Source organism: Acinetobacter sp. CE-15, from assembly GCF_051059255.1.
GTDB lineage: Bacteria > Pseudomonadota > Gammaproteobacteria > Pseudomonadales > Moraxellaceae > Acinetobacter > Acinetobacter guillouiae.
In genome coordinates, this window is record NZ_CP192737.1 from 1,379,577 (window position 1) to 1,398,344 (window position 18,768).

Here is an 18,768-nt window from a genome sequence, read left to right on the forward strand (position 1 = left end):
AGACTATTTTCGAGTTTCATAACGCAGACTGAGATAATTTTAGTCACAACCCTGAGCAAGAACAAAGCACTGCTTTGTTTGCAGCGCAAGGCGCAGCGGGGGACTTAAGTGTTTTTTGTCACTACTTCGTTACGAACCACTCATTTAGAATGACTAAATTTCGTATTTCGTGCCTAGTATTGCCTAAAAAACACTTGTAGTCGCAAACATAGACGAATTGTCAACAGCCCCTAGTGTTTTAAATGGCAAAAGTCTTTATATTGTTTTAGGTCAGGGATATAAAGACTTTAATTATGAAAAGCTCGAAAGCTGAAATCGTAGAATTCTTACAGCAATTTTTTTCACCTAGTTTACAACGTTGCGAAATTGAGGAAGTAACTGAAAAAGGGGCTTCTTTGGTTTGGCATGTCAGTGATCAAGATATACGACCAGGTGGAACTGTTTCAGGTCCAACCATGATGGCCTTAGCAGATTTTGCACTTTATGTTGCGATTATGGGTGAAATTGGTTTAGTCGGTTTGACAGTTACGACCAATATGAATATTAATTTTTTACGCAAGCCAACGGGTGGTGTTGATATTCGTGGCGTGTGTAAATTGATGAAAGTGGGTAAAGCTTTAATTGTCGGTGAGGTCTGGATTTATTCTTTAGGTTCGGATGATCCTGTTGCACATGTGACAGGAACGTATTCTGTTCCACCACAAAAATAAATCATTCAGGGATTTTAAAAATGCGTATTGGACGAAATTTTTTATAGTCCTTACTGGGTTTTCTGATGGTGTGTTAATGCTCACTATTTTTAGTGATGGTTAAATTGTTTTGATCATCAATCTATATTTTTGGTTATAGCGTTATTAACAATAGACTTCTTACATTAGTCCTTTTTAAAGCCATAGATCATCATAAAATCCCCTCATCCTAGCCTTCTCCCAAAGGGCATAGGTATCTACACAATTAAATCTATTTAAGTTAAATTGGAGAGCATGCTCTCCAATTTAACATTCCACACTTAGATAACCGATTAGTTAAACGCTACGGAAGTCTTGTAAAACTTAATATGAATCCACTTGCTTCATTAGCCCCAGCGCTTAAAGATATTGCCTCTACCCAAAAGACTAGCTTTGCTACAACCCAAGCAGTTTGGCGTTTCTTAAATAACGAAAACGTTTCATTTCAACAACTCAATCAGCCTCTTCAGAAACTTGCGCTTGAACAAATCGCTCTATCGAATCACCACTATGCCTTAGTTGCTCATGATTGGTCTCAACTACAATATTTCAAACATAACAACAAGTTAAATAGATTCAAAAGAACACATGCAAGTGACAAAGGCTATGAATTACAAAGCAGTTTATTAATTGATGCTGAAACGGGTTTACCCATTGCACCATTAGATCAAACTTTATGTGATGCTACTGGACGTTATTCAACATTTACTGATGGGCATAAAATAAAAGAAACCCACTTAAATGCACTATGTGAACAAATCGAACATATTGAGTCTTTACCAATAGAAAAGAAACTCGTACATATTATTGATCGTGAAGGAGATTCAATTGCTCATCTTAGATTATTGAATCAACAAGAACATTTATTTCTTATTCGAGGTAAAGAAGGAAATCGTGTTGAATATCAAGGAGAAGATGTTAAGTTAAGGGAAGTGTCAGACCAAATACCAACTACACAAACCCATACAATTCAATATAAAGGGAATTGCGAACAACTCTATGTTGGTGAAACTCAAATCAGTATTACACGTAATGCAAGACCAATGCAGAAAGACGAAACGGGAAAAAGAGTTCCACCACAAAAGGGAAAGTCATTAACCGTTCGACTGATTGTAGTTGAAGTTAAAAATAAGCAAGGAAAATCACTTTCTCGTTGGAGCTTATTAAGTAATGTATCATCAGAAATTCCAAGTATAGAATTGGCAACTTGGTATTACTGGCGTTGGAAAATAGAAAACTATTTTAAGTTGTTAAAACAGGCGGGCCATGACATTGAGTCATGGCTACAAACAACTCCGCAAGCGATATTAAGACGACTCTTAATTGCAAGTATGGCATGTGTGTTAACTTGGCGAATACAGCGAGAAAATGATGAGAAAAATTCAAGAGTTAGAGTCTTTCTAACACGTCTATCAGGAAGACAACAAAAAAGAGGAACAAGGGAAAGTGCTCCTGCAATTTTGGCTGGTCTGTCAATATTACTGAATACACTACAATTATTATCTGAACATTCGGTTGATGACCTTAAGCTGATTGCTGAAATTGCATTAGAGTCTCTACAAAAAGATGTGTAGATACCAATGCCCAAAGGGCATAGGTATCTACACAATTAAATCTATTTAAGTTAAATTGGAGAGCATGCTCTCCAATTTAACATTCCACACTTAGATAACCGATTAGTTAAACGCTACGGACGTCTTGTAAAACTTAATATGAATCCACTTGCTTCATTAGCTCCAGCGCTTAAAGATATTGCTTCTACCCAAAAGACTAGCTTTGCTACAACCCAAGCAGTTTGGCGTTTCTTAAATAACGAAAACGTTTCATTTCAACAACTCAATCAGCCTCTTCAAAAACTTGCGTTTGAACAAATCGCTCTATCGAATCACCACTATGCCTTAGTTGCTCATGATTGGTCTCAACTACAATATTTCAAACATAACAACAAGTTAAATAGATTCAAAAGAACACATGCAAGTGACAAAGGCTATGAATTACAAAGCAGTTTATTAATTGATGCTGAAACGGGTTTACCCATTGCACCATTAGATCAAACTTTATGTGATGCTACTGGACGTTATTCAACATTTACTGATGGGCATAAAATAAAAGAAACCCACTTAAATGCACTATGTGAACAAATCGAACATATTGAGTCTTTACCAATAGAAAAGAAACTCGTACATATTATTGATCGTGAAGGAGATTCAATTGCTCATCTTAGATTATTGAATCAACAAGAACATTTATTTCTTATTCGAGGTAAAGAAGGAAATCGTGTTGAATATCAAGGAGAAGATGTTAAGTTAAGGGAAGTGTCAGACCAAATACCAACTACACAAACCCATACAATTCAATATAAAGGGAATTGCGAACAACTCTATGTTGGTGAAACTCAAATCAGTATTACACGTAATGCAAGACCAATGCAGAAAGACGAAACGGGAAAAAGAGTTCCACCACAAAAGGGAAAGTCATTAACCGTTCGACTGATTGTAGTTGAAGTTAAAAATAAGCAAGGAAAATCACTTTCTCGTTGGAGCTTATTAAGTAATGTATCATCAGAAATTCCAAGTATAGAATTGGCAACTTGGTATTACTGGCGTTGGAAAATAGAAAACTATTTTAAGTTGTTAAAACAGGCGGGCCATGACATTGAGTCATGGCTACAAACAACTCCGCAAGCGATATTAAGACGACTCTTAATTGCAAGTATGGCATGTGTGTTAACTTGGCGAATACAGCGAGAAAATGATGAGAAAAATTCAAGAGTTAGAGTCTTTCTAACACGTCTATCAGGAAGACAACAAAAAAGAGGAACAAGGGAAAGTGCTCCTGCAATTTTGGCTGGTCTGTCAATATTACTGAATACACTACAATTATTATCTGAACATTCGGTTGATGACCTTAAGCTGATTGCTGAAATTGCATTAGAGTCTCTACAAAAAGATGTGTAGATACCAATGCCCACTGGGAGAAGGGACTTTCAATACCAATCTGATTCACTCAACATGGTCATTTTTTGATTTATGAAAGATCTTTAATGGATACTTAAATCATGTATGGGCATGTGAGCATGAATATCAAAAACAATAATAAATAATCAATTGTATTGATTGATATAGATGCAATTACAACTTGAGTGATATATTGAGTTCTGCAAGGGATAATGCTAATTTATTCATAATAAATAGTTTATTTTGAAAATTAATATAGATTAAATGGAATAAAGAATATGTCATCAGGTCATGAAGTCGTAGATTTGTTTAAGGAACAGGTTTTTCCTTTATCAGATAAATTGACGGAGATGTTGAATGAACACTATTCACATCAAACTGAACGCCGTGGTTGCGGTTATACGCAGGCTACACGCGTATTGGCTGAGTACATTAATTTTCCGCGTGATCAAGTTGAAGCAACTGATTTAAAAATATTTAAAGATTATGATTTTAAGAAATTAAAAAAAATTCTTGAGCAAAAAAATGCTTATGGTTTAGATATCGATGATTGGCATAACTTAGATCAAAATAAATCGATTCAAAATTTTCTTATTCACGCCAAAGATGATGAGTTTAAAGCCTTAGTTGAACAAGAAGTTGCAATCCAAGCAAACTTAAGACGTTTATCGCAACAAGCACAATTAGAAGAAAGCCATGTGATTTGCGCTATGTTGGAAGATGTGATTTTACCCAAAACAGCAGATGAAACAGGTTATGTTGAAATTGCGACGCTTGACGGCAAGCCTAAAGTGGGCTCATGTCCAATGGCAGAAGCATTTTTCTTAAAGATTGCCCATCGTTCAATGTTAAGACAAGGCTCAATCAACATTTTTGTAGATGATCAAAATCGTCCGCTGTTGATTGAAAAAATGAACATGGGGGATAATCATTCCTGTATAAATTTACAACCTTTATTGATGAATGGAATTCGTATTCCGATTGGTTCTTTATTTTCTGTCGATTATGATATTGAACAAATTGCCAACAAAGTCCCTAATCAAGAGTTTAAAGGCTATATTATTCCTTATAAAGAGATTCAAGGTTTTTGGTTTTTGCGATTAACCACTTTAGCCATTTCACCTGAGAATCGACAAAGGGCATTTACGACACATTTTGAACAACAAGTGAATAATGGACTTTTTAGTCCTGACACAACACTTATAAAACAACTCAATGATGTTGCAAAATCACAATTGAGAGCACTCAGTCTCGGATAGCTTTATGTTAAATGTTTGTTTTTCTCCACGCTATTTTGCTCAAACACATACCAATAGCATGGAAAAACTTGTTGCAGTCACAGAGCAACTACAGCAATTTAATGATTATAAATTTCATGAACCACAACAAATTGATCCAGAAATTTTAAAAGCCTTACATTCGCCTAAATATGTCGAGGCTTTTTTAACAGGGCAACCGGCAAAACTGGCAACGTTTGCTGGTTTTAAGCCTTGGAATGAACAATTAAGAGATGCGGTACTCTCCATCAATGCTGGGCAATTGTTGGCAACTGAACTGGCATTCCAACATGGGATTGCCGCCAATATTGCGCAAGGGTTTCATCATGCCAATTATGAATATGGTGGCTCATATTGCACTTTTAATGGTTTGGCATTAATTGCACAACATTATGCAAATAAGCGCATCTTTATTTTGGATTGCGATCAGCATGGAGGTGATGGAACTGCTGATTTTACCCGCAGATTAGATAATTTATATAATTTTAGTATTTATGGTTTGGCTTTTGGCTACCCCACGTATGAGCGGGCGGAAAGCCGTCATATTCACACCAAGCATGGAAGTTTTGCTCAATATACCATGGCATTGCATGAAGCGTTTCAGCGAGCCAATGAATGGAAAGCAGATATTATTATTTATCAGGCAGGGATGGATTGTCATCAAGCAGATCCTTATGGTTCAGCATGGTTTACGACAGAGTTGATTCAAAAAAGAGATGAAATGGTGTTTAACCTTGCCAAACGTGACAATATTCCGATCATGTTTGTACTTGCAGGGGGCTATCAGAACTTAGATGATTTAGCAAAATTACATGCTGAAACTTTTCATATAGCGCATCGTATTTATTATGGAAAAAATAAAGACTAAACTCACGGTTAAATTTGGCTGGAATACCGTATTTTTTGGCTGAATTTAGTAATGTGCGATCTGTATAAATCCATACAATGATAATTATTCTCATTTATGGTGGTTATCATGTTTATTCAAAATTTAGAAAACTTTCCAATCGTTCGTATTAGTTATCAAGCTGAAGATGCAGTTTCAGTTGATGAAACAATTGCAATTTATGAGTCATTATTGAGTCGCAAAGAAACTTTTGTTTTTATCAGTGAAGGGGCCTTTCCTGAACAAAAAAATGATCATGAAGAACGCAAGCAAGTTGCAGCATGGGTTAAAGCAAAACGTGAAATTTTAAGCCAATATGTGAAAGCATTGATTCATATTGAACCTGATGAAAATATTCGACTTGAGACGCAAAAATTTGCCAATAACTTTATTAAGTTTACAGGCTACCCGATGTTTATTGTAGACAATCAACAACAAGCGCAGAAAGTCATCGACGCTGTTTTAAAGTGATAAATATATAGGCAAACCATGCTTGATAATGTGGATCCTTTTTTTGTAGATCAAATAGACCAAGCAATTATTGTATTAAAAATACATCAGCAAGTTCCTGATTGGGAGCTTGCGTCACATCAGCATGTAAAAAGCCAATTGATGATGACGGTTAATGGCTTAATTACGGTGGAAACACCGTCTGGTATTTGGGTTGTTCCAGCGCAACATGCTTTATGGATTCCGTCAAATGTGCCACATAAAGTTAGTAGTTATGGTGTCTCTTCTGGCTATGTTGCATTTATTGATTCCCAACTTGATCATCTTTTAGAACCGAATTGCACCATGTTGCAAGTGACAAATTTACTAAATGCCTTATTGGAAAGAGTTGAAACCTTGTCTGATAAGGTACTTTCAGAAAAAGACTTCCGTTTGCAGCAATGCTTGTTAGATGAAATTCAATCAGTTGTAAAGCCAACATTTTATTTACCCATTCCACAAGATCTTCGTTTAGTTAAATTGACCCGCCATTTATTAAAGCATCCTGAGCAGAATCAAAGTTTAACTGAATGGGCAAAATTATGTTGTATGAGTGAACGAAGCCTTACACGAACTTTTCATCAAACGACAGGGATGAGTATTAATCAATGGCGAAGAAAGTTACATGTTGTATTGGCATTACAGTGGTTAACAGAAGGAGATTCAGTGCATCAGGTTGCGATGAAATTAGGCTATGACAGTGATAGCTCATTTATTGTGATGTTTAAGAAAATAATGCAGCTTTCTCCTCGAAATTATATGCAGCAAACTTAAGGTTTTATTCTCAAATAGAAGTAGTTTTAGCATTTTATCAAAATGAATTTATAACTTTATGAATTATTAAAAAGATTTGCATTGTCGCATTTTAGCTTGAAAAATTTAAATTGATTTGGGTAGACGATGTCTGACCTTGCGCTACTATATCTGTAGCGGTGCCTCTCCTTGTGTTATCACATTCTTGCGCTACAAACAAAGCAGTGCTTTGTTCTTGCTCAAGTGCTTTGTTCTTGCTCATTAAGCGCCATTATATAAAAATAGCCAGAATGATCTGACTATTTTTTGTGATTTCAAAGGGTTTTAAACTGCTTCATTTACCAATGGTGTTTCGACTGTAAAGTTTGGTGGCGTTAATACCGTTTTTCTTAATTCAGGTGAAAGCTCTGGATAATCAAGCGTGTAGTGTAGACCACGTGATTCTTTACGTTGCATGGCACAACGAACAATCATCTCTGAAACCATGACCAAATTACGCAGTTCAATCAAGTTCTTACTGACATGATAATCCTGATAATATTCAGTAATTTCTTTCTTCAACATTTCAATACGATGCAATGCACGTTGTAAACGTTTTGTGGTTCTTACAATCCCGACATAGTTCCACATGGTTTGGCGGAGCTCATCCCAATTTTGTAGGATCACAACATCTTCATCAGGATTGGTCGATTGTGAAGCATCCCATTCAGGCACGGTCGGTATATCAAAGTGAGGATTAAACTTTGCTTCTATATCCTTGGCAGCACTCATACCATATACAAAGCATTCAAGTAGTGAATTGCTGGCCATACGGTTAGCCCCATGTAACCCTGTATAGGACGTTTCACCAATTGCATATAAACCAGCTAAATCAGTTTGGCTATGCTCATCAACCACCACGCCGCCGCAAGTATAGTGTGCTGCTGGAACAACGGGGATCATATCCTTGGTGATATCAATACCGAGTTCTAATAAGCGCGCATATAAGGTCGGGAAATGTTCTTTAACAAATTCAGCCGGTTTATGACTGATGTCTAACCAGACATGACGGATGCCTAAGCGTTTAATTTCATAATCAATGGCGCGTGCAACAATATCTCGTGGAGCAAGTTCGGCACGTTCATCAAAGCGCAGCATAAAGCGTTCACCGTCAGGTAAACGTAAATACGCACCTTCACCACGCATTGCTTCCGTAATCAGAAATGAGCGTGCTTGAGGATGATATAAACAGGTTGGATGGAATTGATTAAATTCCATATTTGCGACACGACAGCCTGCGCGATATGCCATGGCAATACCATCGCCTGTGGCAATATCTGGATTTGATGTATATAAATAAGCTTTCATGGCACCACCACAAGCAAGGGCAGTGAATGGCGCTAAAAAGGTATGAACTTTTTCGTTGTTTTCATCAAGTGCGTAAAGACCCACCGCACGATTGGACTGTTGTTTATGTCCTAATTTATGTGTGGTGATTAAATCAATCGCAATGTAATTTTCAAAAATATGAATATTTTTCTTTTCTTGAGCACGTTGAACCAGTGTGGTCGAAATGGCTTTACCTGTGGCATCGGCTGAATGAATAATGCGACGTTGTGAATGTCCACCTTCACGGGTCAGATGTAATTGTTCATCTTCATCTAATGTAAACTGTACACCATGGTTGAGTAAGAAATCGACAGAAGGGCGACCACCTTCAACGGTATGTTTGACGGCATCAATCTCACATAACTGTGCGCCTGCAATCATAGTGTCATCAATATGCTGTTGAATGGAATCTGTTTCATCAAGTACAGCAGCAACACCACCTTGTGCAAAATATGTGCTTGCATCGGTTAAGGTTGATTTCGCTAAAACAGCAATATTAAAATGTTCAGGCAAAGATAAGGCTAAACTTAAGCCTGCACCGCCACTCCCCACAATAACCACGTCAAATTGATGAGTTGTACTTAAATTAGACATGTCCATCAGCTAATTTGAAAAATGTTTGCTAATAACACTCTTTTTTTTAACAAATTACAATAGTCACATGTGTCAGATTTTAGTATAAATAAGATATTCCAAGGCTTTTAATATAAAATTAAGTAAAGTCTTGTTTTATAAAAAAATGTAAACATATTTTTACGTAACGATATTAAATAATATGTTACAAACATTTTTAAGCAAATAATCATCAGATGCAGGTTCGTGAGAAATGAGTAATGGTCTAATACAAAAAGGAATGTATGCAGCAGTATTTACTGTCGCTGCGGCAACATCACAAGTTCAAGCTTCAACACCTGTGGATTTTTCTAACTTGGTTGAACAAGTCAGTCCAGCTGTTGTGAGTGTTAATGTTGTTAAAAAGTTATCTCAGGAAGAGTTGTTACAGCAACAAGTACCTGAAATTCTAAAGCGTTTCTTTGGTAATCAAATCATTATTCCACAACAACGCGCGCCACAAGAAAAGACTGCGTATGGTAGTGCATTCTTTATTAGTAAAGATGGTTATTTACTGACAAATCACCATGTGGTTGAAGATGCATCTAAAGTGACGATTATGTTGAATGATCGCCGTGAAATTGATGCAAAAGTGGTGGGCAGTGATGAACGTACAGATGTGGCTTTATTGAAAGTTGAGGGGAATAATTTCCCATCATTATCTGTGGGTAATGTAGATCAACTTAAAGTCGGGCAGCCTGTTCTTGCAATCGGTTCGCCATTTGGTTTTGATTATTCTGCATCAGCAGGGATTGTCAGTGCCAAGTCACGGAATATGATGGGTGAAACCTCTGTTCCATTTATCCAAACCGATGTGGCATTAAATCCGGGTAACTCAGGTGGTCCGCTATTTAACCAACAAGGTCAGGTTGTCGGTGTAAACTCTCGTATCTTTAGTGGTACGGGTGGTTATATGGGTCTCTCATTCTCTATTCCAATTGATGTAGCAATGGATGTTGCTGATCAGTTGAAAAAGAATGGTAAAGTAACTCGTTCTTATCTTGGTGTAATGCTGCAAGATATCGATCGAAACTTAGCGGAAGCATATAAACTAGATAAACCAGAAGGTTCGTTGATTACCCAAGTTGCGCCGAATTCACCTGCAGAAAAAGCGGGCTTTAGATCAGGCGATGTAATCTTAAAATATAATGGTTCGCCAATATCACGCACCTCTGAATTATTAAATTATTTGAATCGTACTCAACCTAATCAATCTGTTAAGCTCGAAGTTTTACGTGACGATAAACCAAAAGTAATTACAGCAACTTTAACTGTTGCACCAGATGATACCCCTGCAAAAGTTGACAATACCAACACTTCGGCTAAGCCAAATAAAGGGCCTATCATTGGTGTTGCGATTCGTGCTTTAACTGAACAAGAAAAGAATCGTTTAAATGTTAAAGGTGGTGTGTTTATTCAAGATGTGACCAGAGGCGGTTTAGCGGCACAGTCACGGATTTTACCTGGTGATGTGATCACCCAAGTAAATAACAAAAAAGTAAATACACCGAATGATTTTGTTGATGCTATTTCTGAGCTACAGAAAAATACGGTAGCGCGTGTAGCGATTGTTCGTGAAGGGCAACATGCTATGATTGGATTGCGTATCCAATAAATACATCTGATCAGAATCAGCCACTCAAAGAGTGGCTTTTTTATGTCAAACTTATACGGATGGTTGAAAAAGTGGAAAAGGAAAGAAGATATGAGTTCAGTATTTGATTTAAGAATCAAAGTAAAACCAGAGCATATAGATGTCTTAGGTCATGTAAACAATGTGGTTTATGTACAATGGATGCAGGATGTTGCATCTGCACATATCGAAACATTGGGTGTTGGACTCGATCAATATTTAGAAATGAAACATGCAATGGTTGCCGTAGAACATCATGTTCAGTATCGCAAAGCCGCAATGTTAGATGATGATGTTATTTTAAGAACTTGGTTATACGAGATCAACGCACTTTATTCTTTCCGTCAGTATGCTTTTTTTAATGCTAAAGATAACAGCTTACTCTTTACGGGCAATACCAAATGGGCATGTATAGAAATTGCTTCAGGGCGTCCGAAACGGATGTCACCGACGTTTATCCAAGCCTATCAACCCATTGATCCTGAAATAGATCCTTTTGATTTAAGTTCAATGATTTAAATTACTTGGATTTTTAGATGAAATGCAATAACACATAAAGAAAATCTTATATTTAGTGAAAGTGACCTCTCTGTTATACACGAGAGGTCGGTAGGTTTTATATCAATTCGACTCGTGGAAAGTCTACTGGCGTATCTAGTGCGATATTGATGTAGTTGGTGAATATATTCAAAGCCACATGCGCCATAATCTCAACGATTTGTTGGTCATTAAAACCTACATTGCGAAGTGTTGTGAAATCAGCGTCAGTCATCTGAGCTCGTTGATTGACCACCTTTAAAGCAAAAGTCAGCGCTGCTGCTGTTTTATCATCAGTTGCTTTTCCTATTTGCGCTTCAGCCATTTCAGCAGCGCTAGCGCCAGCATTTTGACCGAGTACAGTATGTGCAGCTAAGCAATATTCACAGCGGTTTAAATTGGCGATTGCAACAGCAATCTGTTCACCTAATTTTGCGCCAAGTGTACCTTTACCTAAAGCAGCAAAAGCGGACCACATGCTTTGTAACGCTGCTGGCGAATTTGCCACTGCCTTAAACATATTTGGAGTCGTACCAAAAGCTTGTTGAATTTGAGTTAATAAAGGCTGACTTGCTTGGGGTGCGAGTTGAGTGTCAAGGTTGATACGTGACATATTGATCTCCTTAAAAGGATCGTAGTGATAGTAGAAGTGCATCAAACTTTGATTATTATGTGTAAATTTTCTGTATGATTAGATACAATATGTTCATAAAATATATCAATTCGTTCAAATGAAAACTATTCACCCCATTGATCGCCTTTCAGGTCTGCTTGATCGTTTCCGTATGCAGGCAGAGTTGTACCATACTGGTGTGTTATGTGGCGTCAGCCATTTTGATGCTAGTGAAGGGTATGGCTATTTACATGTTTTACGTCAGGGACAACTGGAAGTTAGTCATCCAGCTATGGCGCATTTGCCAAGACGCATGCGTTTTGATGAACCAACGCTACTTTTTTATCCTGGGCCAATTACACATCATTTTCATAACCCGCCCAGAGAAGGCGCTGATTTTACCTGCGCGCGGTTGATACTGGATGGTGGGCAACAGAATCCACTGGTAAGGGCATTACCTGCCGTAATTGCACTTCCTCTAGCGCGTGTACAAGGATTGGATCAGGCGCTTGCACTATTATTTGCTGAAACCGACCATGCTCGTTGTGGGCAACGATTATTAGCGAATCGCTTATTTGAAGTGGTGGTGCTTCAACTATTACGTTGGCTATTAGATCATCCTCATGAAGCAGGGGTAAGCACTGGGCTTATTATTGGCCTTTCAGATCCACGTTTGGCGCGTGCGCTGGTGGGAATACATGAATGTCCGGGTGAATCGTGGACACTAGAGCGCATGGCTGAACTGGCATGTATGTCTAGAACAGCTTTTGCTAATACCTTCCGTGATGTGATGGGACAGACACCAGCCGAATATTTAACAGACTGGCGTATTGCTTTGGCTCAAAGTAGATTGCGTGAAGGGCATTCAATTAAAATATTGGCTGAAGAACTGGGTTATGCTAATCCATCAGCATTATCTCGCGCATTTTCAGTCAGAGTAGGCATGTCTCCCCGAGAATGGTTGACCAGCCATCCTGTCTAATGCTTAGTGTAATGATTTTTGACTTAACTTAAACACTTCACCGATTGGAAAATTGAGCAGGGGAATCAACCATTACGGCTTCAGCACCTAACTGTTTTGCTATCCGATAGTCTGCTTCAGAATTGATACCGAACAGCACAATACGATTTGCTGCTTGTGTCCTAAAGCAGTTCATAATTTCCTTATCCCAAACAAACTCTGCTTTTGAACGGCCTTCACCTAAGGTATAGGTTTCTACAACCTCAACCTGCCGTCTTAACTCCAAGCCGTGCCACCCAATTGGTTCCAGAGCAGCCTGACAATTATGGTTTAACGCGACACGAGCTAAAATATCCCGAGTATCATCTCTTGCAACAAAATACGGAAGTTGACCGACCTGTTTGACGGCATCTGTATAACGGCGTTCAGTAGAGTAGAGCCTTACTCGTTTAAGTGAGTTGCTGGAAACGAGTACACGTTTAATAGCCGTAGCAATTTGCACCGGATCTGCATCAGGCGATTTAATATCAATATAAAAAGTGGTTCGAGGAAATTGAGTAAGCACCTGTTGAAGTGTTGGGATACGGATTCCTTTACCTCTCCATGGGTAAATTGTTTGTTGTCCTGTATTGCGGGCGACATTCCATCCTGCATCCAAGCCCTGTAATTGTTTTACAGTATATGCAGAGACCAAACCTTGGCCATTACTTAAAGCATTCAGATTATTAGGACGATAGAGTACAGGAACACCATCATTGCTTAACTGTACGCTGATCCAGATCACATCTGCGTAATTCCTTAGAGCGAGATCAATTGCATAGGCTGTGTTCTCAGGTGCATCTGCCGTTCCACCGCGATGCGCAACAATTAGTGGTGATTGACCCGTTTGATTTGAGTAAGGTGCTGCATTTAATGCCATGCTATGTAATCCATGAGCGAATATGCATATCAACATGATGTTTTTAAACACGCTATTTTTCATAATAATATTGCAACCTATGGATTAAAATTTATAGCTATATTGGAGTCTTATGCCGTTTTCACTATATTTTTAGCTTAAATTGTCGTCATTTATAAAATGTGACTATTTATAGTGAATAAATTAAACTAATGATTTTGTTTAACTTAAATAAATTTTTCTGTTCAATCATTAGCTTAAGATCCATAACTGAAAAGAAGATTAGATTTTTATTATTTGTCCTGTGACAAAATAATTAAAACAACAGAACAATATCATGGCATGTCAAATAATTAAATATTCATTAGGGATTTTTGAAAGTTAAATGGTTTTTTAATGCGTAATCTTACATATCATTGACTGACCATCATTATTTCGCATTGATAAAATCCTGTTAAATATACATACGCAGATCAACAAATATTTATTTTAAAAACAGAAGATTAGAGTAGAGGTTATGGATTAGATGCCGTGGATATTATGAGCAATTTTTAGCGATTTCGTGATTAAACTCGTTTCCAACTGGATACCACATATTTGTATAAGTCTGCTGTCATCCCATTCATATTGGATCATGCTTTGCGCATACTGAGATAGATTAACGTAGACAGTGGCGACAAGGATGATGGCTTGAATGGATTTATTAACTTATGAATTTTATTATTAATTTGATGAAATTTTTCATGTAGTTAAATACGCATTGTTTCGTTAAACAGTATCTAGAATCTAGTAATTTTTTGAATTAATGAAGTGGTAATCTATGAAAAGTTTAACCAAGAATGTTTTGATCATCGGTGGAAAAGGCAAAAATGGACGACGCGTCGCAGAGAAATTAAAGTCGCATAAATTTAATCCAATTGTTACTACTCGTACCATCAATGAGCATGTAGAAAATGAACGGTATTTTGATTGGAATGACAGCAGTACATTTGGTCCAGCACTGAAGAATATTGAAATTGTTTATATTGTTCATCCAGATACTTCAATGTTAGGAGCAGATCAACAACTTGAAGGATTAATCACAGAAATGATGAATCAGTCGGTTTCCAAGGCTGTATTATTATCAGGCAGAGGTCAGGCATCTGTTGAGAAGTGTGAAAAAATTTTAATGCAGTCCCAACTTGATTGGACTGTCATTCGTTCAGCATGGTTTAACCAAAATTTCAGTGAAGGTCATTTTCTACATGGCATAAGATCTGGCGAAGTGACATTTATGGCAGATACTGTAAAAGAGCCATTCGTTGACTTAGAAGATTTGTCAGACGTGGTGGTTGAATGTCTGACTAATAATGCACATAACGGCAAAATTTATGAAGTCACAGGCTCAGAGTTATTGACTTTCGCTGAAGCGGTGAATGCTATCGGAGTAAAGCTTAAGCGAAATATACAGTATCAATACCTTAATCAAGAAGCATATAGACAATATTTAAAGAATGCAGGACTGGATGAATTTATTGCAGCGCATATGACGCAGGCATTTTCTGAAATTCTCGATGGGCGAAATGAAAATATTGGCAAGGGAGTTACTCAGGTTCTGGGGCGCGATCCGATTAAATTCACTGATTTTGTAAAATCAAATAAATTCTAGTTTTATAATTTATAAGGTAGCAAAGTGATGTCTTTAGAATTATCAGTTTCACAGAAATATTTAACCAAATTGGGCGTAGAAGATAAGTATTTAGCTACGCTTGAGAATCTAAAAAAGTTGTTATTTCTACATGTAACCAGCATCCCGTTTGGAAATATTTCTTCTTTTCTTGGTGATAACGTGTCTATGGAATTATCACAGATCTCAGACAAGTTACTCGATCAAGGAAGAGAGGGCTATTGTTTGGAACAGAGTACGCTGACTAGAACAGTATTAAATGAACTGGGATATGAGGCTTTCAATCTTTTGGGGCGCGTATATTATCAATCTCAACCTATAGAAGCTCCGATTCGTACTCATTTGGTGACTGTGGTAAAACTGGTGGATAAATTATATTTATTTGATCCCAGTTTTGGTGGAACGACTCCGACTGCCGTCCTTTCACTGGATAAGCTCGGGGAAATTCAGAATACACCGCATGAAGCTTTCCGTTTTATTGATGTAAAAGACAGTGGTGTTGCTGAAAGTGCCCTGACGGGTGTGAAGATTATGCTTCAAGCTTATATACGTGATGAGTGGGTCAATATTTATGCACTTGATCCAGAACAGAAAGTCTCGGAGTCGGATGCTGTGATTGCCAATTGGTATATTGCAACATCACCAGATTCTATATTTACTCAACATTTGATGCTTGCTGCAGTTACTCGAGATGAACGAATAAACTTAAGTGGAACGACTGTAAAGATCCATGGTAAAAATCATTCAATAAAAAAAGAGCTCACAAGCGAAGATGAATTTCGCGAATATCTTGAGAAGTATTTTAAAATTAATACGCAACAACTGAATGTGGCTTTCATATTTAAAAAAATAATCAATCCTGCCGAGTGAAAGATGCGCTTCTAAGAACAACAAGCAACGCTTGCAAGCTGTTAAATAGACCTGAATGAATCATCGCAAATAGGCTTAAGTAAGATTCACGATAATCATCAGGTTGCAGCTTGCGCATATTTTCAGCATAGTATGTCAGTGGAATATCATCCTTGGAATTAATATTCAATACATGAATAAATAAGAAATCTCAGAGAAAATCTCAAGAATGAATGGAGGAAACTTTGGGTCTAAAGCTACGAAAAAACCGTGCGCCTTCGCCAAATAATGTCTGTCCCTTGAGTAAGAGTATGGCACTGCTACGGGGCGCTTGGACTGCAGAAATCATCTGGTGTTTAAGTGCTGGACCACGTCGATTTGGAGAGTTAAGAGCTGACTTGCCATCAATTACCGCAAAAGTATTAACAGAACGTCTACGTCATTTGGAAAGTAAAGGAATTATACAACGTCTGCCAATCCCGACATCGCCGCCCTCTGTAGAATACAAATTAACAGTTATTGGTGCAAAATTCCTACCCGCTATTCACGCAATCGCCAAAGTTGGTGATGAACTCAAATTTGGCATGCCAGATTCCGAAACAGACTTAAATGAATAAAAAGCTAACTATTAAAATACTTTGATTTAACAATATTTTGCACAATACATTGTTAATAAGCGCGGTTGTGTTTTATTCCTGTGTAGGATTGTTTTTAAAGGATTCTCTAAACTCAGAAGGTGAGTAGTTAAATGTTTGGGAGAATACTCGGCTGAATGCAGCTTGAGAGGAATAGCCAACAAGCTCAGCAATATGAAAAATACTTTTTTGCGTGGTTAATAGTAATTCACTGGCTAATCGCATTCTCAGCGATTTTAAATAGTGTATTGGGGTGGTCCCGACAGATTCTGTAAATTTCTTGTAAAAGCTTGATTTAGAATAATTGGTAGATTTTGCGAGTTCTTCAACAGTCCAGTCAAAATGTGGGTGATTATGCATTAAAGACATGGCTTTACTGATCATCGGTTCCTGTAATGCTGAAATCCAGCTTTTATGATTGGGTTCAACAGTGCTAAGCCAGCACCGAATTGACCAGATAAATAATAGATCAATAATTCTGGTCAGCATAATCTGACTGCCTATCGAAGGTGCTTTAAGTTCCTGTTGAATTGCATGAACAGTGATTGGAACCCATTCTGCAATAATATTTGTGGCTTTACAGGTAAAAGGGACATGAATAAAAGCAGGTAACCCCTCGGCAATGGCTGAGCCATAAATACCTGAAAAATCGATTGTACAGGTGATGATTTTAGCATCCTGAAATGCATCTGTATTCAAGCTTATACTGTGAAAGTTACCAGGTAAAACCACAACTATGTCGCAATGTTTCAATTCCAGATGATGTTCCAGATGATCCATTGTTAAAAGGCATTTTTCTTTCTGAATAATATGTATATAGCCATGATTTGGAGAAAATTCTAGTATTTCTCCAGACAAAAGAGTTGAAATACTATGGATTTTGCCTGCTATACCTGATAACCGATAGATATCAAAAAAAGTATCTGAAAACGAACTAAGCATATTTTTGGAATTCCGAGAAAAATACTGTTTCTGCAAAAACTTTGCATTCTTGGTGATTGTTAGCCGGTAATTTATGCCTAATAATCATTGCAGGAAGCTTTGACTGACCAAAAGTATCAATTATTAATTCGCTCTTAATAGTTATGCCATGAAACTTCTTGAAAAGCTAGATCACTTGAATATGAACATAATAATTTTCTGGAGTAGCAAATGAGTTTAAAACCAACGGTTATATTGGTACATGGTTTTTGGGGAGGCGCAGCGCACTGGAATAAAGTTATTCTAGAATTGGCAGCTAGAGGATATTCGTCTCTGCATGCTGTTGAGATTCCGCTGACCTCACTGGCTGATGATGTAGAACGTACAAAAAAAATGATTAAACAAATAGATGGTGATGTTTTGTTGGTTGGTCATTCCTATGGCGGTGCTGTCATCACAGAAGCTGGAAATTTACCCAATGTTGTAGGTCTGGTTTATATTGCTGCATTTGCACCTGATTCAGGTGAAAGCCCAGGGGCGATTACCCAACAAAACTTACCTGAAGCGGCGCCAAATTTAGCACCAGACAGTGATGGTTATCTCTGGTTAAAAGCTGATAAATTTCATGAAAGCTTTTGTCAAGATTTGACTGCGGATGAAGGTTTGGTCATGGCAGTAACCCAAAAGGCACCGTTGGCTAGTACGTTTGGTGATGTGATTACTTCACCAGCATGGAAAACTAAACCATCTTGGTATCAGATCTCTATAGATGATCGAATGATTAATCCTGAGAATCAAAATATGATGTCAGCACGAATGTCAGCTAAAAAAATAATTTCGCTGAATGCCAGTCATGCATCTTTAGCATCAAAACCTGTTGAAGTAACAGAACTTATTGATGAAGCAGCTACTTTTCTAGCTGGTTAAAGATTTTCTAAGTATTAGAAAATCTGAGGTTGTGAAAAACATAATAAAATATTGAAAA

The 18,768-nt window shown here is 37.5% G+C and carries 18 protein-coding genes; 14 read left to right on the forward strand and 4 right to left on the reverse strand.

Annotated features, from left to right (window positions below):
* The first annotated feature begins 293 nt into the window (after window positions 1–293).
* From ACQ7EO_RS06415 to ACQ7EO_RS06445, 7 genes are all read left to right on the forward strand, one after another.
* Window positions 294–710: a PaaI family thioesterase gene (locus ACQ7EO_RS06415; RefSeq protein WP_004717165.1), complete on the forward strand. Its 417-nt coding sequence runs from the start codon at window positions 294–296 to the stop codon at window positions 708–710.
* A gap of 347 nt (window positions 711–1,057) precedes the next feature.
* Window positions 1,058–2,302 carry a transposase gene (locus ACQ7EO_RS06420; RefSeq protein WP_262086299.1) on the forward strand — a complete coding sequence of 415 codons (1,245 nt, stop codon included), beginning with the start codon at window positions 1,058–1,060 and terminating at the stop codon, window positions 2,300–2,302.
* Window positions 2,303–2,440: 138 nt separating this feature from the next.
* Entirely contained in the window at window positions 2,441–3,685 is a 1,245-nt protein-coding gene (locus ACQ7EO_RS06425) for a transposase (protein ID WP_244012863.1), read from the forward strand.
* Window positions 3,686–3,963: 278 nt separating this feature from the next.
* Window positions 3,964–4,944, forward strand: a complete 981-nt coding sequence (locus tag ACQ7EO_RS06430) for a hypothetical protein (protein ID WP_434279162.1) — start codon at window positions 3,964–3,966, stop codon at window positions 4,942–4,944.
* Window positions 4,945–4,948: 4 nt separating this feature from the next.
* A complete protein-coding gene (locus tag ACQ7EO_RS06435) occupies window positions 4,949–5,830 on the forward strand; it encodes a histone deacetylase (protein WP_434279163.1) in 882 nt (293 codons plus the stop codon).
* A gap of 108 nt (window positions 5,831–5,938) precedes the next feature.
* Window positions 5,939–6,319: a hypothetical protein gene (locus ACQ7EO_RS06440; RefSeq protein WP_004717160.1), complete on the forward strand. Its 381-nt coding sequence runs from the start codon at window positions 5,939–5,941 to the stop codon at window positions 6,317–6,319.
* An 18-nt stretch (window positions 6,320–6,337) separates the two neighbouring features.
* The gene (locus ACQ7EO_RS06445; RefSeq protein WP_434279164.1) at window positions 6,338–7,111 is read left to right on the forward strand and encodes an AraC family transcriptional regulator; all 774 of its coding nucleotides are present in this window, start codon (window positions 6,338–6,340) and stop codon (window positions 7,109–7,111) included.
* Between the two features lie 303 nt (window positions 7,112–7,414).
* On the opposite strand, the gene nadB is transcribed toward ACQ7EO_RS06445, so the two are convergent.
* Window positions 7,415–9,058 carry an L-aspartate oxidase gene (gene nadB, locus ACQ7EO_RS06450; protein ID WP_004823134.1) on the reverse strand — a complete coding sequence of 548 codons (1,644 nt, stop codon included), beginning with the start codon at window positions 9,056–9,058 and terminating at the stop codon, window positions 7,415–7,417.
* Between the two features lie 226 nt (window positions 9,059–9,284).
* Here nadB and ACQ7EO_RS06455 point away from each other — a divergent pair, with 226 nt between their 5' ends.
* Both ACQ7EO_RS06455 and ACQ7EO_RS06460 read left to right on the forward strand, forming a co-directional pair.
* Window positions 9,285–10,685: a Do family serine endopeptidase gene (locus tag ACQ7EO_RS06455; protein WP_004823133.1), complete on the forward strand. Its 1,401-nt coding sequence runs from the start codon at window positions 9,285–9,287 to the stop codon at window positions 10,683–10,685.
* A gap of 90 nt (window positions 10,686–10,775) precedes the next feature.
* Window positions 10,776–11,222 carry an acyl-CoA thioesterase gene (locus ACQ7EO_RS06460; protein ID WP_434279165.1) on the forward strand — a complete coding sequence of 149 codons (447 nt, stop codon included), beginning with the start codon at window positions 10,776–10,778 and terminating at the stop codon, window positions 11,220–11,222.
* A gap of 97 nt (window positions 11,223–11,319) precedes the next feature.
* On the opposite strand, the gene ACQ7EO_RS06465 is transcribed toward ACQ7EO_RS06460, so the two are convergent.
* On the reverse strand, window positions 11,320–11,853 hold the full coding sequence (locus tag ACQ7EO_RS06465; protein ID WP_096734771.1) for a carboxymuconolactone decarboxylase family protein: 534 nt from the start codon (window positions 11,851–11,853) through the stop codon (window positions 11,320–11,322).
* A gap of 118 nt (window positions 11,854–11,971) precedes the next feature.
* Here ACQ7EO_RS06465 and ACQ7EO_RS06470 point away from each other — a divergent pair, with 118 nt between their 5' ends.
* Complete coding sequence (locus tag ACQ7EO_RS06470; protein ID WP_434279166.1) at window positions 11,972–12,835, forward strand: AraC family transcriptional regulator; 864 nt, start codon at window positions 11,972–11,974, stop codon at window positions 12,833–12,835.
* A 37-nt stretch (window positions 12,836–12,872) separates the two neighbouring features.
* On the opposite strand, the gene ACQ7EO_RS06475 is transcribed toward ACQ7EO_RS06470, so the two are convergent.
* Window positions 12,873–13,733, reverse strand: coding sequence for a glycerophosphodiester phosphodiesterase family protein (locus ACQ7EO_RS06475; protein ID WP_434279167.1), 861 nt, complete (start codon window positions 13,731–13,733; stop codon window positions 12,873–12,875).
* 799 nt (window positions 13,734–14,532) lie between these two features.
* Between ACQ7EO_RS06475 and ACQ7EO_RS06480 the strand changes: the two genes are divergently transcribed.
* The 3 genes from ACQ7EO_RS06480 to ACQ7EO_RS06490 all read left to right on the forward strand — a co-directional run bounded on the left by ACQ7EO_RS06480 (window position 14,533) and on the right by ACQ7EO_RS06490 (window position 16,844).
* Window positions 14,533–15,360, forward strand: coding sequence for an NAD(P)H-binding protein (locus tag ACQ7EO_RS06480; protein WP_419263891.1), 828 nt, complete (start codon window positions 14,533–14,535; stop codon window positions 15,358–15,360).
* A 27-nt stretch (window positions 15,361–15,387) separates the two neighbouring features.
* Window positions 15,388–16,248 (forward strand): arylamine N-acetyltransferase family protein, encoded by an 861-nt coding sequence (locus ACQ7EO_RS06485; protein WP_244013511.1) that lies wholly within the window; start codon window positions 15,388–15,390, stop codon window positions 16,246–16,248.
* A 290-nt stretch (window positions 16,249–16,538) separates the two neighbouring features.
* Entirely contained in the window at window positions 16,539–16,844 is a 306-nt protein-coding gene (locus ACQ7EO_RS06490) for a winged helix-turn-helix transcriptional regulator (protein WP_244013509.1), read from the forward strand.
* Between the two features lie 72 nt (window positions 16,845–16,916).
* Here the strand turns inward: ACQ7EO_RS06490 and ACQ7EO_RS06495 are convergent, their stop codons facing one another.
* Window positions 16,917–17,804 (reverse strand): AraC family transcriptional regulator, encoded by an 888-nt coding sequence (locus ACQ7EO_RS06495; protein ID WP_434279597.1) that lies wholly within the window; start codon window positions 17,802–17,804, stop codon window positions 16,917–16,919.
* A 210-nt stretch (window positions 17,805–18,014) separates the two neighbouring features.
* Here ACQ7EO_RS06495 and ACQ7EO_RS06500 point away from each other — a divergent pair, with 210 nt between their 5' ends.
* A complete protein-coding gene (locus ACQ7EO_RS06500; protein WP_034616282.1) occupies window positions 18,015–18,710 on the forward strand; it encodes an alpha/beta hydrolase in 696 nt (231 codons plus the stop codon).
* The last annotated feature ends 58 nt before the right edge of the window (window positions 18,711–18,768 follow it).

Excerpts from the sequence above, each read along its gene's own strand:
- ACQ7EO_RS06480 (WP_419263891.1), top strand. The coding sequence starts at position 14,533 with ATGAAAAGTTTAACCAAGAATGTTTTGATCATCGGTGGAAAAGGCAAA.
- ACQ7EO_RS06440 (WP_004717160.1), top strand. The coding sequence starts at position 5,939 with ATGTTTATTCAAAATTTAGAAAACTTTCCAATCGTTCGTATTAGTTAT.
- ACQ7EO_RS06465 (WP_096734771.1), bottom strand. The coding sequence starts at position 11,853 with ATGTCACGTATCAACCTTGACACTCAACTCGCACCCCAAGCAAGTCAG.
- ACQ7EO_RS06435 (WP_434279163.1), top strand. The coding sequence starts at position 4,949 with ATGTTAAATGTTTGTTTTTCTCCACGCTATTTTGCTCAAACACATACC.
- ACQ7EO_RS06470 (WP_434279166.1), top strand. The coding sequence starts at position 11,972 with ATGAAAACTATTCACCCCATTGATCGCCTTTCAGGTCTGCTTGATCGT.
- ACQ7EO_RS06460 (WP_434279165.1), top strand. The coding sequence starts at position 10,776 with ATGAGTTCAGTATTTGATTTAAGAATCAAAGTAAAACCAGAGCATATA.
- ACQ7EO_RS06445 (WP_434279164.1), top strand. The coding sequence starts at position 6,338 with ATGCTTGATAATGTGGATCCTTTTTTTGTAGATCAAATAGACCAAGCA.
- ACQ7EO_RS06490 (WP_244013509.1), top strand. The coding sequence starts at position 16,539 with ATGGCACTGCTACGGGGCGCTTGGACTGCAGAAATCATCTGGTGTTTA.
- nadB (WP_004823134.1), bottom strand. The coding sequence starts at position 9,058 with ATGGACATGTCTAATTTAAGTACAACTCATCAATTTGACGTGGTTATT.
- ACQ7EO_RS06495 (WP_434279597.1), bottom strand. The coding sequence starts at position 17,804 with ATGCTTAGTTCGTTTTCAGATACTTTTTTTGATATCTATCGGTTATCA.
- ACQ7EO_RS06500 (WP_034616282.1), top strand. The coding sequence starts at position 18,015 with ATGAGTTTAAAACCAACGGTTATATTGGTACATGGTTTTTGGGGAGGC.
- ACQ7EO_RS06475 (WP_434279167.1), bottom strand. The coding sequence starts at position 13,733 with ATGGCATTAAATGCAGCACCTTACTCAAATCAAACGGGTCAATCACCA.
- ACQ7EO_RS06430 (WP_434279162.1), top strand. The coding sequence starts at position 3,964 with ATGTCATCAGGTCATGAAGTCGTAGATTTGTTTAAGGAACAGGTTTTT.
- ACQ7EO_RS06415 (WP_004717165.1), top strand. The coding sequence starts at position 294 with ATGAAAAGCTCGAAAGCTGAAATCGTAGAATTCTTACAGCAATTTTTT.
- ACQ7EO_RS06420 (WP_262086299.1), top strand. The coding sequence starts at position 1,058 with ATGAATCCACTTGCTTCATTAGCCCCAGCGCTTAAAGATATTGCCTCT.
- ACQ7EO_RS06455 (WP_004823133.1), top strand. The coding sequence starts at position 9,285 with ATGAGTAATGGTCTAATACAAAAAGGAATGTATGCAGCAGTATTTACT.
- ACQ7EO_RS06425 (WP_244012863.1), top strand. The coding sequence starts at position 2,441 with ATGAATCCACTTGCTTCATTAGCTCCAGCGCTTAAAGATATTGCTTCT.
- ACQ7EO_RS06485 (WP_244013511.1), top strand. The coding sequence starts at position 15,388 with ATGTCTTTAGAATTATCAGTTTCACAGAAATATTTAACCAAATTGGGC.